Origin of the sequence: Leeuwenhoekiella aestuarii (genome assembly GCF_004104055.1) — a bacterium.
GTDB lineage: Bacteria > Bacteroidota > Bacteroidia > Flavobacteriales > Flavobacteriaceae > Leeuwenhoekiella > Leeuwenhoekiella aestuarii.
The window spans coordinates 551,121-566,260 of record NZ_QOVJ01000002.1; the positions used below are offsets into that span (position 1 = coordinate 551,121).

Below are 15,140 nucleotides of genomic sequence, written 5' to 3' on the forward strand. Positions count from 1 at the left end.
TTAAACCAGTATATCGTCTATAGCATCCGTAAAATATTTCATTTCTTCCATAGTACCCATACTTACACGACACCAGTTTTGATCCCAAAATTTAAAAGCTCTCACGACAACGCTTTTATCATATATTTTTTCTAAAAATACATCACCTTCCATATCTATTGGAAAGATGATAAAGTTTGTTGAAGAAGGCATATAGTCAAAGCCTTTTGAGTCTAAATACGCAGTAGTATGCTCTCTTGCTTCTTTGATTTTTTCTTTACACATGGTCAAATATTCAGAATCATCCATACTGGCAGAAGCTGCATCAATGGTAGGTCCCGTAATACCCATACCGCCACGCGTAATTTCATTTATAGCTTCAAGTGACTCTTTTTTACCTAGCATGTACCCCATTCTAAGGCCTGCCATACCGTGAATCTTAGAAAAGGTACGTGTCACAAAAACATCTTTCCCTTCAGCAACTAATGGAGCCATACTAGCGTCTAAACCTTCTGGAGCTAATTCCAGATAGGCTTCATCGACGAAAACAGGGACTTTATCAGAAACTCTTCTACAAAAATCTTTCAGTTTTTCGGTATCAGTTAAGGTAGCAGTAGGGTTGTTAGGGTTCGTGATGTAAACCAACTTAGTATCCTCGTCAATTGCAGCTTCCATTGCATCAAGGTCGTGCTGATAATCTGCAGTTAATTTGATAGCTTTCCAGGAACCTCCTGCAGCTTTTGCCACGCTTACCAGCGACATATAGCTAGGATCTGCACTGATCACATTTCCGCCATCTTGAAATAATACCAATGCTGTTTTTTCTAAAAGATCAGAAGAACCAGGCCCCATCATAATATGATCTGGAGTAACCCCTTCTTTATCTGCAATTTTTTGCACTAAGCTCCCTAAAGAAGACCATGAATAGTGATTGCCATCCCAAACCCCTTCCTGAAATGCTTTTGCAGCAAGTTTAGAAGGACCGTACGGATTCTCATTCCATACTAAACGAGCTTTAACCGTGCTCAGATCTGGGAATTTAGGCGGTGTAAACTCATCAAATACAGTGTTTTTATATAAGAATTTTTGATTATTTCGTTGTGCTTGTTCTACAGTTGATGCCCATAAAGCAGTAGGGGCAACGGCAATTGCGCCAACAGAAAACGCCATTTTCTTTAACCAATCTCTTCTAGGATTTTGAGAAGTGTTCATAATTCACAATTTATTTTGGATTCCTTTAAATTTATGAAAATGAAATTATGATTATTGTATTAAATCCGTAAAAAACAACCTTTTAAATGTTTATTTAAAAAATATGCTAAGTAATTATTGAATAATTAATAATGTGTTTAGGGTGTTTAAAAAAATAAAAAAACCTCTAATAATTGAAAATCAATCGTCAGAGGCTTTGGTATTATATTTTAAAATAAGGTTATTGCAATTTAGAAATATCTTCTAGTTGCTGCAAATCTTCAATAGTTCTATAGATTTTAGAAAGTTGATTATTTATTAGTGTACGCAGGTGCGTAGAGAATTCAAAATCTTTTAAAGCGTTCTCATATTCTTCAGCACTTATTTTTTCACCTCTTAGACATTCCTCTAAAACGGAAGAAATATCATCTTTACTCACAATACTCTTTACATCAATCCAGAACCTATGAAGATTAGCGGCAATGCTGCCTTCATTTTCAGGACTAGCATTAATGGCGTGTAATTCTTTGTCGAGTTCATTTGCAAATTGATTGCGCTTAGCGGCCTGGCGTTGCATAAAACCTTTGAGTTCAGTGTGATTTATTTCTTGCATTGCTTTTATAAAACCTTTCTCGGCGTCATAATTTTTTACGAGTAATTTTTGAAGAGTATTTACGAGCTCTTCATGGTGTTTTTGCTTATCAACGTTCATGGCTTTACTTTAATGAAATGTAATTTAATCGAAACCTTTTAAATTAGGTATAGTAAAGGTAGTTATCCAAACAGATATTTATTTAACCTTTGAATCTTTTTGCAATAACTTAACACCAGTAGCAGAGTTAGTTTCTAATTTAGGAGAAACGATATGCTCATTTCTAATAAAACTTTATGTCTATCACTTTTTCTGAATTTAAAAAGCTACTAAGTAAGTCCTATAAAATAGGTTTTGAATTGCCTAACGGAAAATTAGTTCCCAATCATTTTACTATAACAGAAATAGGGGAGCAGATCACTAATAGTATTGATTTAAATGGAAAATTTCAAAAGCAGAGCTATCTAGTTCTACAGCTAAAACCTTTTGGAACTTTTAACCACAGATTGCATCCGGAGAAACTCTTAGAGCTTTTAAAGCTGGCTGAACAATCATTTGATGTTGAAAAGTTAACGGTCTTAATTGCTTACGAAGCTGAAAGCACAACTTTATATAAACTTGAAGGGTCAGAAACGTATTTTAAACTTCTACCAGTGCTAGATGAGTCTAAAACTAATGAAAAACAAAAAGTTAATCGTAAACAAACAACACCTTTAATGGATGCAGCTTCAGATCCTTGCATTCCGGGGAATGGTTGCTGCTAAAAACTTGTCACGATTTACTTTAGCGTTCATAATTTGAGCGCTAATTTCGCAAAATATATTTGAGCTATTATGGCAAAGAAAGATCCGTATGCCGCACTTAGGTATCGTGAGTTTAATGTGTTTCTGTTGATGCGATTTGCCATGGTTTTTGCGTGGTCTATGCAATTTGTGGTCATCGAATGGGAAGTATATAGTATTACAAAAAATCCGCTATCTCTTGGAATTATAGGCTTGATGGAAGTTATACCAGCAGTATCTCTTGCATTATTTGCCGGTCATATCGTAGACCAAAACGAAAAGCGCTCCTTACTTTTTAAATGTTTATTAGGTTTTTCGGTAATTAGCATGGGCTTGTTTTTGTTGACCTGGCCGCGGTTTACCCAATTCTTGGATACTCACAACACGCTGTATTTTATTTATTTTCTTGTTTTTTTAGGGGGGATCGTAAGAGCATTCCTTGGCCCAACGATCTTTTCCTTATTCGCCTTGATCATACCCAAAAAGATTTATCCTAATGCAGCGACCTGGAGCAGTTCAGTTTGGCAAATGGGAGCTGTGGTTGGTCCTGCGGCAGGAGGTTTTACTATAAACTTAATAGGAGTACACTGGTCGATGTGTGTCATATTTGGTTTTTCACTATTTGCTTTAATTTGTTTGTCTCAGATTGAAAGAAAACCTATAATGAATACTAAACTAGGAGAGCCTATTCTTCAAAGTCTAAAAGAAGGTATTCATTTTGTGAAAAATAGTAAAGCTGTTCTTGGAGCACTGAGCCTTGATATGGTTGCTGTTCTCTTTGGTGGGGCTGTGGCTCTGCTGCCGATTTATGCACAAGATATTCTTGAAGTAGGCCCTGAAGGTTTTGGAATCCTTAGAGCAGCACCAGCTGTAGGCGCATTGATAACTATGTTTACTTCGGCTTATTTTCCTTTATACAAAAATGCGGGAATGAAATTGCTTGCGGCAATCTTTGGTTTTGGAGTTTGTATTGTCGTATTTGGTTTATCTACCACATTCTGGTTGTCTGTAGCAGCCTTATTTATGAGCGGTGTAACCGATGGGATTTCTATGATCATCAGGCAAACCATACTTCAGCTAAAAACACCAGACGCTATGCGCGGACGCGTAGCTTCTGTTAATTCTATGTTTGTAGGTAGTTCTAATGAGTTAGGCGCTTTTGAGAGCGGATTGACTGCAAAATTAATGGGAACGGTTACAGCAGTTGTTTTTGGAGGAAGTATGACTCTTATTACCGTTGTTTTTACAGGAATCATTTCTCCAAAATTCAGAAAATTAGACCTCCAAAAAGATTTAGAAGAACACGAAGCTTTAGCGTGATTTAGAAGCCTGATGGTAATTCAGCGGTTCCATTTATCTTGTTCTCTAAATCGACTTCAACAGCGTTCATTTCTTTAGCTAAAAGCCCTTTTCTAAATATGATAAGGTTAATATAAATATCAACTTTTATGTCATTATTTCCAGCTACTCTGAAAATACTATTGTTGACAAATACTTTAATATGCCAAGTTGTAGAACCTTTATACGCGTACGCTTGAAAGCCTTCAATTTTATCGTCACCATTTGTACTCTGCGTGATAACTGAGGTTCCATTATTATTATTATCTAAAAAATAGTATCCTTGCAGTGTAACATTATAAGGGTCTATAGGGATCTTAGTGTCAAAATCTTCTACTCCATTCTTGTTTGTTGCTTTTAGAACAAGTTCTGCATAGTTTATTGGTCCATATTTACTTATATCGAGATTGTATTGGACTATGGAGTTATCTGTACGCTGAATTAGAAGCCGAGAACCTCTAATCTGAGTTGATTCACCAGGATCTTCGAGGTATAGTTTTTTTTCAATAATAGTAAAACCATTAACATCTACATCTGTACTCGGATTAGTTGTATTAATCCCTACCTGTGCAGAAACTTTTAATGCAGCGCAAATACAAGTGACGAGTATGAATATTTTATAATGCATTAATTTAAGTTTTCAGGAGCCGTAGTGCTCCCTGTATTATTACCTTTTAAATCCACTCTAATTGTAGGAAGCTCTTTATAATACGATTTATCATAAACTATAAGTGTAAGTCTATACTCAACACTCTTAGTATCTGCCAGATCAAGAAAGCGGTTTCTAATTTCTAAATGCCATGTGTTATTTTCCTGAAAAACACGCGTTACAAATGCTCCTATACTGTTACTAGGTCCCTTATCGATGCCGTCACCAATATATTGAAAATTTGATATAGCAATCACATACTTGCTTGTATCGTATTGTAAATTAACATTTTCAAGATTATCGCTATTTATATTAAAAAAACGGTAGTTAACAATATTTATAGGGGCTACAGTTAAATCATCAGGATCCAAATAGGTCACTTCTCCTATAGGAGTTGAGTTTGTTAAACGTGTTAACAGCTTAAATTCCTCATCGGTAGCAGTAACTTCATCTATCTGACTTCTAATCAATTCTTTTTGGATGAGCATATCGCCGTTAATATGCAAAGCTGCTTCGGGATTAGTTATGCCTATACCTACCTGACTATAGGTAACAAAACTGCTCAAGCATAGTATATATAATAGAGGTTTAGGCATAATCAATTAATAATAGGGGTTGAAACGCTTCCGGTAGTCGTATTATTCATATTGTACTCTATTTTGCCCAGTTGCTTTGATAAATCTCTGGAGTAAATTAAAGTTGTTATGGTCCACGTTCCTATTTCATCACTATCCAGGTTGTTTGCTGCGGGAAAATCAGCAGTAATATGCCAAGTTGAAGATCCATCAGAATTTGTTTTTATGATAGCCGCGAAATAAGGTATCGTTGAATAATTACCAATATCGAGTTCTCGGTCATAATTTGCAGAAATAGTATTTACTACAAAATCATTGGCATCAATACTAGTATCGAGATCTCGCACCCAGTCTTCATTTGGATTGTAAATCTCATATTTTTGAATATAACCCAAAGCTGCACCGGTAGGATTACTAACATCTAATTTTCTAATATTGGAATTATTTTCTTGCATCAAAAACGAAGATTTGTCTTCATCGGTTAATGGTTCAATCACTTTGATATCAAAACCATCTCTCAATGTAGCAGCACCAGCAACCTCAAGGGTAGCACGTGGTTCTAATGTACCAATACCAACTCCACGATCCTGTGAAAAAGAAGCGGTAGCTATAAATACAAAAACAATTGTTAAAATTTTTGACAAGGTAGTGTTTTTCATCGATTGAATTGGGTTTTAAACTTGTAAAATTAATATAAATAAGCTTATAAACAAGTTTTTATGGTTAATATCAAATATTGAGCCTAAATCTAATGTCTTTCTATAATTGTAGTATTTTAATCTATATTGAGAGTTCTGTCAATGTGAAGCTTAAAAAGCGTATCTTTACATCAGTTTGAGTTTTATAAGCATTCCGCTTAAGCAGTTCTTGACAGCATCAGATATTAGATCAGTCTCCAATTTTTCAAAGTATCCACGTTTCAGTACTTTTCAATTCTCTCAAACTAATTTATTTATTCACCTAAAACAGATAATGGCTAAATCACAACAGACCTATAGTAAGACAGAACGAGAAAAAAAACGTATTAAAAAGCGTGAAGAGAAATTGAAGCGCAAAGAAGCACGTAAAGCAAACTCAACAGGAGGAAATTTTGAAGATATGATTGCTTACGTTGACCACAATGGAAATCTAACTGATACTCCTCCAGATCCAGCAATGAAAGTTGAAGTAGATATCGAAGATATTCAGATTAGTGTTCCTAAAACTACTGAAGAAGATAAAATCGCAGCTGAAGAAGCTAAATTTAGAAAAGGTAAAGTCTCTTTCTTTGACCATTCTAAAGGTTTTGGTTTTATCATAGATACAGAAAATCAAGAAAAGTATTTTGTTCACGTTAGTGGAATTCTTGAAGGCGAACTTAATGAAAATGATAAAGTGGCTTACGAATTGGAGCGTGGTCAGAAAGGGATGAATGCTGTACGTGTAAGTAAAATTTAGTTACCACCACGTGGCAAAATGTCTCTGGACTTTAGTATCAGATTCAAAAACCCAAAACATACACGAACGCTGTTCTTTTAGAGCAGCGTTTATTTTTTTATAAAAAACTGAAAAGCGGTCTGTTTGTGTTGTTTTTAAAATAGGAGCGGAGACCCAGTCATTTTTAGACGGTATATAAAAACTAAAATCAGTTTTGTTGAAAAATTTCAGTTCTTCTAATCTAAAATAAAAACCTTGTATAGGGTCTTTTGAGATTTTCACCTCATTTATTTTATGATTTAGGGGTAAATATATTTGAGCCTTAAAGCTCATCTGTTGAAGTAATTTTTCAGCTTTAAGATCTAAAGTTTTCAAGTAGTTTGCTGTTTCTGTCCTATAAAGAATAGGGAACTGATGAGATTTCAGTTTATTTAATTTAAAACGCAACGCGTCTTTAGCATTGGGACCTATAAGCTTATCAATCCAACTTCCGGTTAGTTCAGGTCTGTAGAAGTAGAACTTGTAAACCATTTCTAGATGAATGGTCTTTTTTAAAGTAAGATCTTTAACTATAAAATCGAGCTCGCCCAGCGTTTGTTTTTTGGCAATAACCTGAAGATTTTTTGATAAAATCTGATATCTGTGAGAACTTAATGCCGCTTCCATCAAAACTTCCATACGCTGACCCAGTCGAATAGAGTCTGGCATTTTAAAATCTTTTGGAAGATTTTCTTTTACTTCAGTTAGTTGAAAATTTGAATACGGAAATTCATCCGGGTTAAACAGTAACTGCGGAGTGTTTAAAAATCCTATATATTGTTGTTGCAGAGAACTGATCAATCAAAAAGATCTGAAGATAAATAGCGATCTCCGCGATCACAAATAATCGAGACGACAATACCTTCTTCTAGCTGTTCACAAAGGCGTAAAGCTGCTACAGTAGCCCCACCGCTGCTCATTCCACTAAAAATGCCTTCTTCTTTAGCCAGTCGCTTAGCCATCTCACGAGCATCTGCTTCACTAACTTCAATAACCTGATCTACTTTTTCAGCATCAAATATCTTTGGTAAATATTCTTGAGGCCATTTACGAATACCGGGAATGCTGGACTCATCGGTAGGTTGTACGCCTACAATTTGTATGAATTCGTTTTGTTCTTTCAAATAAGTAGAAGTCCCCATAATTGTTCCTGTAGTCCCCATAGAAGAAACAAAATGTGTTACTTTCCCTTCGGTATCATTCCAGATTTCAGGACCAGTTGTTTTATAATGTGCTTTCCAATTATCAGGATTCGAAAACTGATTGAACATAAAATAGCCTTCATTTTTTACTTTTGCTTCTGCGAAATCCCGTGCTCCTTCAATACCCACATCTTTTGGAGTTAAAATCACCGTTGCACCATAAGCACGCATCGTCTGTACGCGTTCTTTAGTTGCATTTTCGGGCATTACAATCTCAAGATCTAAACCATACATAGCGGCGATCATTGCCAGAGCAATTCCCGTATTTCCACTTGTGGCTTCTATAAGTTTAGTCTCCTTATTAATTTCTCCGCGTTCCATTGCAGCGGTTATCATATTAAATGCCGCGCGGTCCTTTACGCTACCACCGGGATTTTGACCTTCTAGTTTAAATAATAGTTTAACTTTTGGGTTGGTCTGTAAGACTTTAGATTCAACTAAAGGTGTATTGCCAATAAGGCGTTCTATAGAATAGTTCATGAAATTTAATTTAAAAGACCCCTATTTTTTTTCCAGTTCTCTAATAAGAATTTCGGGTTTGTGAGAAACCAGAGAGTAGGGCGGTACCGATTTAGTAAGCCAGACATTACCACCTATTAAACTGTTTGCTCCTATAACGGTGTCTCCGCCAAGAATAGTAGCGTTTGCATAGATTGTTACGTGATCTTCAATGGTAGGATGACGCTTAATAGCCTGCAAGTCTTTTGCAACACTTAATGCGCCTAAAGTCACCCCTTGGTATAATTTCACGTGATCTTTTATGATAGCAGTTTCACCAATTACTATTCCGGTTGCGTGATCCATAAAAAAGTGTTCTCCAATTACCGCTCCCGGATTGATGTCTACACCGGTAACGTGATGTGCATATTCGGTCATAAGACGGGGAACTATAGGGAAGCCTTTTTTATACAACGCGTGGCTCAATCTGTAAATAGCAATCGCGTAAAAACCAGGATAGGCCAAATAAACTTCTTCAATGGTAGTTGCAGCAGGGTCGTTTTTATAGATAGCTTCTGCATCGAGATTCAGTTTTCTTAGTATTTCAGGGAGCTGAGCAACATAATCATCCCAGACTTTACTGCATTTTTTATCGAGTTCCCAGCAAGCAAGCTCTACAAGATTTTCAAACAAACGCTCCAGCCGATCCAGATCTTCTTCCAATTCGTTAGGAAAATTAAAAAGCGTTGCAAATAATTCTTTGGTAAAGCGGTGTGTATCTTCCTTTAATCTGAAATTGAGATTTGCATTTTGCTTATGTGCCCGTATCTGATTTACGATTTCAATCTTATTCACCATATCTTCTAAGTTAAGCACTGATTGAGCATTAATCTACTCAGCTTTTAGTTTCAATTAGTAATACTATAAAACCATTCTGGTCTTAGTTTCAAATTTATAGAATAGTATTTGTACAAAAGCCCCTTCCGCGGGGGAATTTTTCCCTTTTTAAACTCAAAAGTCATTCGCTTGAATAATCTTATTTTTGAAATATGTTTAGAAAAGAATTTTACTATTTACTCAAAATACAATATCTGGGTTTCAGATATCATGGTTGGCAAAAACAACCTGATTTGCTCACGGTCGAACGCATGATGCAGCGTACTTTAAAGTATGTACTGGGTCGTAATAATTTTAAATTCATTGCAGCCGGACGTACAGATTCCAAAGTTTCGGTAAATGAAACCTATGTTGAGCTCATTCTTAGAGAGGAAGCATTAATTATGGAAAATTTTTTTGATGCGTTTAATGATAACCTTCCGCAGGATATTCGATTACTTGAGATAACGCCTAAAAAAGAGCTTACTCATATTATACAAGCTCCCAAGCTTAAAGAATATATCTATCTGTTTTCTTTTGGAACTAAAAATCATCCATTTTGTGCGCCATTTATGATAAATTATAAGCATAATCTTGATATCGAACTCATGCAAAAAGGGGCTGAGCTGATGATTGGCTCACACGATTACCGCAATTATGCTTATAAAGCTTCGCCTGAAGCGCAAACGCTAATGCATATTGAAAACTGTGTCATTGAGGTCAATGCACTTTATACCGCTAATTTCTTCCCGAAAACTTCTTATGTTTTTCGGGTAGTGGGGGCTGGTTTCAAAAGACATCAAGTACGTTTGATGATGGGAGCACTTTTTGATCTGGGAAGCGGGGAAATGTCTTTAAGTAATTTTAAAAAAAGTCTTGACGGTTCTATACCTTATCAATTAACTCATGTTGCACAAGCGTCTGGCTTGATCCTTCAAAATGTAACTTTAGATTGATCCCTTTTTATAATTTAAGTTAAACCGTCTAATCCTTAACAAAGCTTAACCTTGTAAATAAAAGCTTTAACCCGGCATTAACCCCATAAGATGGTGTTGCGCCATACCTTTGGATTGAACTAAAATTTTAACCAACAAAATATATATAACTATGAAAAAGGTAGCCATATTAGCAACAAACGGATTTGAAGAAGTAGAATTAACTTCTCCGTTAGAAGCGATGAAAAAAGAAGGATTTGAAGTACATATAGTGAGTGAAGAATCAGGTAAAATTAAGGCTTGGGCTTCAACAGATTGGGGAAAAGAATATACTGTAGATAAAACCTTATCTGAAGTTTCTGCTAAAGATTATAATGCTTTAGTATTACCAGGCGGAGTAATAAATCCAGATAAATTGCGTCGTAATGAGGATGCACTAGTGTTTATTAGAGATTTCTTCAAGCAACACAAACCGGTAGCAGCTATTTGCCACGCGCCACAATTACTAATCAGTGCAGATGTTGTAGCGGGCAGAACATTAACTTCTTTCAACTCTATTAAGAAAGACTTGCAAAATGCAGGAGCATTATGGGTTGATAAAGAGGTGGTTGTAGATGAAGCATTAGTGACTAGTAGAAATCCAGATGATTTACCCGCATTTAATGCAAAAGTAATTGAAGAAATCAACGAAGGTAAGCACGACTTACAACACGCATAATTTCTGAATATATAGAATATTTAAAGTCCGTCATTCGACGGACTTTTTCTATTTTTAGTCATTAAATGAAAGCTATGAATAAGCGTTTAAAGATCAAGAAGCCTAGAATTCCAAAACTTCCCAAAATTAAAAGAGCACATAAGATCATTCAGAACGATGTGCCGGGTACGTTAACCTATACAGGATTTAAAGAACAGAAACACGTTAGTGTTGAGCTTATAGATTATTCTCCCAATACGTATACTGCGATTACAGTTGATGATGTTTCAAAAGCTTTTAACAAGCAGTTGCCCGGTGATATATCGTGGATCAATGTAAATGGTCTGAGTCAAATTGATCAGATTGAAAAATTAGGCCAACATTATAATTTACACCCGCTTATTCTCGAAGATATCGTTGATACCAATCAACGGCCTAAGATAGATGAATACCCAGACTACCTTTTTATCGTTTTTAAAATGCTGTATTATGATGAGCACGGTACGTTTATGAACGAGCACATCAGTTTGGTTTTAGGAGAAAACTTTCTGATAACCTTTCAGGAGGCAGATGGTGATGTTTTTGATTCCTTGCGGCAGCGTATTGCAAATTCTAAAGGCCGTGTTCGAAATGCCGGTTCTGATTATCTGATGTTTGCAATTATGGATGCGGTAGTTGACCACTATTTTACATTGATAGAGGCGATGAGCGATCGCATAGAATCTCTCGAAGATATTCTTTTTGCAAATACTGCAGAACAAGACATCACACAAGATATTCAGGAGTTAAAGCGCGAAGTTTTGCGGTTGAGAAAAGCTGTATTTCCTTTTAGGGAAGTGGTAAACAGACTCGAGAAGATAGACAGTACGTTAATAGATGAAAAAACGATCACGTATATTCGGGATTTATACGATCACGTAACGCAAGTAACGGATAGTATTGATATTTACCGGGAGATGACCTGGGGGCTTATGGATATGTATATGACCACCATAAGTAATAAAATGAACGAAGTGATGAAGGTGCTGACCATTATGGCTAGTATTTTTATCCCCCTAACGTTTATGGCCGGTATTTACGGGATGAATTTTGATTACATTCCAGAACTCCATTTTAAATATGGTTATTTCTATTTATGGGGAGCTATGATCACTGTATTTATAGGATTACTTTATTATTTTAAACGAAAAAAATGGCTATAATGAACATGGGTGGTTCACTTGAAATTCTAATTTAAATATCCTTTTTCAGCACTCTTTTTACTGAAAAAATAGAGGTAAACGGCAATGATAATTACCATTAGAGGCATTACAAGCCCCTGAACAACACCATAAACCTGAAGCGCTTCAGTAGCAAAAAAGGAATACACCATTTGTATTAAAACCCCAATAACTGAAATGAAAAATAGGGTAGTAGCAGACTTTTTTCTAAGCATGAGGAGTAAACTTCCTATCAACCCCGTTACTGTTGCAATGGCAAAAATACCAGTCAGCCACTGCGGTGTACTTCTAATAAGTTCAGCTTGCTCAGCGGGTAATTCTGCAAGCATAGCGCTGCTCATAAAGGCTTGACTCATAAAAGCAAAAATGCCCATTAGATTCCATATGACAGCAATTACGGAAACGATCCAGAAGCTTTTAGAAGGTTTAATTGTGGTCATAATAGTTTATTTTTGGTTGATTCTACTAAGCTAATAAAAATATTTCAGTTGTAAATTATCGCAAAACAACCTCAATTTATTAAAATAGCATCTTAATTTATATTCAGATATGTCTGTACAAATTCCAAAAGCGTATTTTCCTTTTTTAAAAGAATTGAAAGAAAACAATCATAAAGATTGGATGGATGCTCACAAAAATGTGTATAAAAATCTTGAAAGTGATTTTAAAACTTTTTGCAAAGCAACAGTTGATGAGCTGAATACTTTTGATCAGATAGCGCGTGTAAAAGTGTTTAGAATCAATAGAGATGTGCGTTTCAGTAAAAATAAAATGCCCTATAAAACCACACGTAGTGCAATTTTCTCAAGAGAAGGTGTACACCGTAGAGGTAGTTATTATTTTCAGATAGCGCCGGGGGCCAGTTTTGTAGGTGGGGGTTTTTTTAAGCCGGAGCCTGTAGATTTGTTACGCATTAGAAAAGAGTTTGAACTCGATTCAGAACCCATTCGCGAGATACTTAGTGAGGCTAAATTTAAAAAGGCTTATGGAGGGTTCAATACCGAGAGTCAGGTAAAGACCGCTCCTAAGGGTTTCAGTAAAGAGGATGCTAATATAGATTTGATTCGTAATAAAAACTTCTTTGTTAGACACGCCTTTACCGATGAAGAAGTACTGGCTGATGACTTTCAAGAACGCCTAGTAGCACACTTTAAACTTTTACTTCCGTTTTTTGATTATATGAGCGAGGTTTTAACTACAGATTTAAACGGCGAAAGTATCCTCTAATATTCAGCAACTTAAGGTTTCATTTTTTTATATTGAAAACTTTGTTAATTACTTTGACTTTTTCGGCTTTTATAAACGTTTATGAAGTCCTATATTAGCGTACATCCCTTTATTTATGGCAGAAGAAACAAAATACACCGAGGATAATATTAGATCTCTTGACTGGAAGGAGCATATACGTATGCGACCCGGTATGTACATTGGTAAACTGGGAGACGGTACGAGTGCAGATGACGGTATATATATCTTATTGAAAGAGGTTTTAGACAACTCTATTGATGAGTTTGTGATGGGATCTGGTAAGACCATAGAGGTTAGTATACAGGGAACTCGCGTTATTGTACGGGATTATGGTCGTGGTATCCCGCTGGGGAAAGTTGTAGATGTAGTATCTAAAATGAATACCGGTGGTAAATACGATTCCCGGGCATTTAAAAAATCTGTAGGTCTAAACGGGGTAGGTACCAAAGCGGTTAATGCTTTATCAGAATATTTTAGAGTAGAATCCAGTCGTGACGGGAAATCTGCCGCAGCAGAGTTTGAACGCGGAAATCTAAAGGATGAAGAGTTTTTAGAAGAAACCTCACGAAGAAAAGGTACTAAAATTACTTTTATTCCGGATGAGGCGATTTTTAAAAATTACAAGTTTAGAAATGAATATGTAGCCCGAATGCTTAAAAACTACGTTTATCTCAATCCGGGATTGACGATTGTTTTTAATGGGGAAAAATTTTATTCAGAAAACGGTCTAAAAGATTTATTGGGCGATCGTATCGCTGAGACCGATATTTTATATCCTATCATTCACTTACGCGGTGACGACATTGAGGTTGCGCTTACACACAGCAGAACCCAGTACTCAGAAGAATATCACTCGTTTGTAAATGGTCAAAACACCACTCAGGGTGGTACGCATTTAGCAGCCTTTCGTGAAGCGGTGGTAAAAACGGTACGGGAATTCTACAATAAAAATTATGATGCTTCAGATATTAGAAAATCTATTGTTTCGGCAATAAGTATCAAAGTAATGGAGCCGGTTTTTGAATCTCAGACTAAAACTAAACTGGGTTCTACAGATATGGGTGGTGATCTGCCTACCGTAAGGACTTATATAAATGATTTTCTAAAAACCAAACTTGATAATTACCTGCATAAAAATCCGGAGACGGCAGAAAAGCTGCAACGTAAGATTTTACAGGCAGAGCGGGAACGTACTGAACTTAGCGGCATTAGAAAACTGGCTAAAGAACGTGCTAAAAAAGCAAGTCTTCACAATAAAAAATTGCGGGACTGCCGTATTCATTTGACCGACAGTAAAAAAGAGCGAAATTTAGAAAGTACCTTATTTATTACTGAGGGAGATTCGGCTTCTGGGTCTATAACCAAATCCCGAGATGTGAATACACAGGCGGTTTTTAGTTTGCGCGGTAAACCGCTCAACTCCTATAATATGAGTAAGAAGATCGTATATGAGAATGAAGAATTCAACCTCTTACAATCTGCCCTCAACATTGAAGAATCTATGGGTGATTTGCGCTACAATAATATTGTGATCGCAACAGATGCCGATGTTGATGGAATGCATATTCGATTACTTTTAATTACTTTTTTCCTGCAGTTTTTCCCGGAATTGATCAAAGAAGGACATCTATATATTTTAGAAACGCCACTTTTTAGAGTGCGTAACAAGAAGAAAACCATATACTGCTACAGTGAGCAGGAACGTAGAAATGCTATTGAAGAATTAACCGGTAAACCAGAAATCACCCGATTTAAAGGTTTGGGTGAAATCTCGCCGGACGAATTCAAACATTTTATAGGTGATAGCATACGCTTAGCACCTATTATGCTTGATGAGGCCATATCAATCGAAGAAATTTTGCAGTTTTATATGGGTAAAAATACCCCAGACAGACAAAAATTTATCATCAATAACCTGAAAGTAGAATTAGATCCCGTTTTAGAAAACTAAAACGCTAAAAAT

General features: G+C 36.0%; 17 protein-coding genes. 8 read left to right on the forward strand and 9 right to left on the reverse strand.

Going from position 1 to position 15,140, the window contains the following annotated elements; all coding sequences use genetic code 11:
• Nucleotides 1–1,191 carry a pyridoxal phosphate-dependent aminotransferase gene (locus DSM03_RS08350; protein ID WP_128760894.1) on the reverse strand — a complete coding sequence of 397 codons (1,191 nt, stop codon included), beginning with the start codon at nt 1,189–1,191 and terminating at the stop codon, nt 1–3.
• A 220-nt stretch (nt 1,192–1,411) separates the two neighbouring features.
• Nucleotides 1,412–1,882 (reverse strand): ferritin-like domain-containing protein, encoded by a 471-nt coding sequence (locus DSM03_RS08355; protein ID WP_128760893.1) that lies wholly within the window; start codon nt 1,880–1,882, stop codon nt 1,412–1,414.
• 176 nt (nt 1,883–2,058) lie between these two features.
• Here DSM03_RS08355 and DSM03_RS08360 point away from each other — a divergent pair, with 176 nt between their 5' ends.
• Nucleotides 2,059–2,526 (forward strand): DUF6428 family protein, encoded by a 468-nt coding sequence (locus DSM03_RS08360; protein WP_128760892.1) that lies wholly within the window; start codon nt 2,059–2,061, stop codon nt 2,524–2,526.
• 69 nt (nt 2,527–2,595) lie between these two features.
• On the forward strand, nt 2,596–3,864 hold the full coding sequence (locus tag DSM03_RS08365; protein ID WP_128760891.1) for an MFS transporter: 1,269 nt from the start codon (nt 2,596–2,598) through the stop codon (nt 3,862–3,864).
• A gap of 1 nt (nt 3,865) precedes the next feature.
• On the opposite strand, the gene DSM03_RS08370 is transcribed toward DSM03_RS08365, so the two are convergent.
• Genes DSM03_RS08370 through DSM03_RS08380 form a run of 3 tightly spaced genes read right to left on the reverse strand, consistent with a single transcriptional unit; the run spans nt 3,866 to nt 5,750 of the window.
• Nucleotides 3,866–4,510, reverse strand: coding sequence for a hypothetical protein (locus DSM03_RS08370; protein WP_128763096.1), 645 nt, complete (start codon nt 4,508–4,510; stop codon nt 3,866–3,868).
• Nucleotides 4,510–5,097, reverse strand: coding sequence for a hypothetical protein (locus DSM03_RS08375; RefSeq protein WP_161568055.1), 588 nt, complete (start codon nt 5,095–5,097; stop codon nt 4,510–4,512). The genes DSM03_RS08370 and DSM03_RS08375 overlap by 1 nt, the downstream gene beginning before the upstream one ends.
• Nucleotides 5,098–5,129: 32 nt before the next feature.
• Nucleotides 5,130–5,750 carry a hypothetical protein gene (locus DSM03_RS08380; RefSeq protein ID WP_128763097.1) on the reverse strand — a complete coding sequence of 207 codons (621 nt, stop codon included), beginning with the start codon at nt 5,748–5,750 and terminating at the stop codon, nt 5,130–5,132.
• A gap of 328 nt (nt 5,751–6,078) precedes the next feature.
• Between DSM03_RS08380 and DSM03_RS08385 the strand changes: the two genes are divergently transcribed.
• A complete protein-coding gene (locus DSM03_RS08385; RefSeq protein ID WP_073100854.1) occupies nt 6,079–6,543 on the forward strand; it encodes a cold-shock protein in 465 nt (154 codons plus the stop codon).
• Here the strand turns inward: DSM03_RS08385 and DSM03_RS08390 are convergent, their stop codons facing one another.
• The 3 genes from DSM03_RS08390 to epsC are packed head-to-tail and all read right to left on the reverse strand — an operon-like array spanning nt 6,544 to nt 9,059.
• The gene (locus tag DSM03_RS08390; protein WP_128763098.1) at nt 6,544–7,362 is read right to left on the reverse strand and encodes a DUF1853 family protein; all 819 of its coding nucleotides are present in this window, start codon (nt 7,360–7,362) and stop codon (nt 6,544–6,546) included. It abuts the gene before it with no gap.
• The gene (cysM, locus tag DSM03_RS08395) at nt 7,359–8,243 is read right to left on the reverse strand and encodes a cysteine synthase CysM (RefSeq protein ID WP_128763099.1); all 885 of its coding nucleotides are present in this window, start codon (nt 8,241–8,243) and stop codon (nt 7,359–7,361) included. The genes DSM03_RS08390 and cysM overlap by 4 nt, the downstream gene beginning before the upstream one ends.
• A 21-nt stretch (nt 8,244–8,264) precedes the next feature.
• On the reverse strand, nt 8,265–9,059 hold the full coding sequence (gene epsC, locus DSM03_RS08400; RefSeq protein ID WP_128760885.1) for a serine O-acetyltransferase EpsC: 795 nt from the start codon (nt 9,057–9,059) through the stop codon (nt 8,265–8,267).
• Nucleotides 9,060–9,250: 191 nt separating this feature from the next.
• Here epsC and DSM03_RS08405 point away from each other — a divergent pair, with 191 nt between their 5' ends.
• The 3 genes from DSM03_RS08405 to corA all read left to right on the forward strand — a co-directional run bounded on the left by DSM03_RS08405 (nt 9,251) and on the right by corA (nt 11,911).
• Nucleotides 9,251–10,033 carry a tRNA pseudouridine synthase A gene (locus tag DSM03_RS08405; protein WP_128763100.1) on the forward strand — a complete coding sequence of 261 codons (783 nt, stop codon included), beginning with the start codon at nt 9,251–9,253 and terminating at the stop codon, nt 10,031–10,033.
• A 151-nt stretch (nt 10,034–10,184) separates the two neighbouring features.
• Complete coding sequence (locus tag DSM03_RS08410; protein ID WP_128760883.1) at nt 10,185–10,730, forward strand: type 1 glutamine amidotransferase domain-containing protein; 546 nt, start codon at nt 10,185–10,187, stop codon at nt 10,728–10,730.
• A 74-nt stretch (nt 10,731–10,804) separates the two neighbouring features.
• Nucleotides 10,805–11,911, forward strand: coding sequence for a magnesium/cobalt transporter CorA (gene corA, locus DSM03_RS08415; protein WP_128760882.1), 1,107 nt, complete (start codon nt 10,805–10,807; stop codon nt 11,909–11,911).
• 26 nt (nt 11,912–11,937) lie between these two features.
• Here the strand turns inward: corA and DSM03_RS08420 are convergent, their stop codons facing one another.
• Complete coding sequence (locus DSM03_RS08420; RefSeq protein ID WP_128760881.1) at nt 11,938–12,369, reverse strand: hypothetical protein; 432 nt, start codon at nt 12,367–12,369, stop codon at nt 11,938–11,940.
• A gap of 109 nt (nt 12,370–12,478) precedes the next feature.
• Here DSM03_RS08420 and DSM03_RS08425 point away from each other — a divergent pair, with 109 nt between their 5' ends.
• Together DSM03_RS08425 and DSM03_RS08430 are read left to right on the forward strand one after the other, a co-directional pair.
• Nucleotides 12,479–13,156 carry a DUF2461 domain-containing protein gene (locus DSM03_RS08425; RefSeq protein ID WP_128760880.1) on the forward strand — a complete coding sequence of 226 codons (678 nt, stop codon included), beginning with the start codon at nt 12,479–12,481 and terminating at the stop codon, nt 13,154–13,156.
• A gap of 115 nt (nt 13,157–13,271) precedes the next feature.
• Nucleotides 13,272–15,128, forward strand: coding sequence for a DNA topoisomerase IV subunit B (locus tag DSM03_RS08430; RefSeq protein WP_128760879.1), 1,857 nt, complete (start codon nt 13,272–13,274; stop codon nt 15,126–15,128).
• Nucleotides 15,129–15,140 lie beyond the last annotated feature (12 nt).

Bases quoted from the DNA above. Each gene is read 5' to 3' on its own strand.
- DSM03_RS08350 (WP_128760894.1), bottom strand. From the start codon at position 1,191: ATGAACACTTCTCAAAATCCTAGAAGAGATTGGTTAAAGAAAATGGCG.
- DSM03_RS08355 (WP_128760893.1), bottom strand. From the start codon at position 1,882: ATGAACGTTGATAAGCAAAAACACCATGAAGAGCTCGTAAATACTCTT.
- DSM03_RS08360 (WP_128760892.1), top strand. From the start codon at position 2,059: ATGTCTATCACTTTTTCTGAATTTAAAAAGCTACTAAGTAAGTCCTAT.
- DSM03_RS08365 (WP_128760891.1), top strand. From the start codon at position 2,596: ATGGCAAAGAAAGATCCGTATGCCGCACTTAGGTATCGTGAGTTTAAT.
- DSM03_RS08370 (WP_128763096.1), bottom strand. From the start codon at position 4,510: ATGCATTATAAAATATTCATACTCGTCACTTGTATTTGCGCTGCATTA.
- DSM03_RS08385 (WP_073100854.1), top strand. From the start codon at position 6,079: ATGGCTAAATCACAACAGACCTATAGTAAGACAGAACGAGAAAAAAAA.
- cysM (WP_128763099.1), bottom strand. From the start codon at position 8,243: ATGAACTATTCTATAGAACGCCTTATTGGCAATACACCTTTAGTTGAA.
- epsC (WP_128760885.1), bottom strand. From the start codon at position 9,059: ATGGTGAATAAGATTGAAATCGTAAATCAGATACGGGCACATAAGCAA.
- DSM03_RS08405 (WP_128763100.1), top strand. From the start codon at position 9,251: ATGTTTAGAAAAGAATTTTACTATTTACTCAAAATACAATATCTGGGT.
- DSM03_RS08410 (WP_128760883.1), top strand. From the start codon at position 10,185: ATGAAAAAGGTAGCCATATTAGCAACAAACGGATTTGAAGAAGTAGAA.
- corA (WP_128760882.1), top strand. From the start codon at position 10,805: ATGAATAAGCGTTTAAAGATCAAGAAGCCTAGAATTCCAAAACTTCCC.
- DSM03_RS08420 (WP_128760881.1), bottom strand. From the start codon at position 12,369: ATGACCACAATTAAACCTTCTAAAAGCTTCTGGATCGTTTCCGTAATT.
- DSM03_RS08425 (WP_128760880.1), top strand. From the start codon at position 12,479: ATGTCTGTACAAATTCCAAAAGCGTATTTTCCTTTTTTAAAAGAATTG.
- DSM03_RS08430 (WP_128760879.1), top strand. From the start codon at position 13,272: ATGGCAGAAGAAACAAAATACACCGAGGATAATATTAGATCTCTTGAC.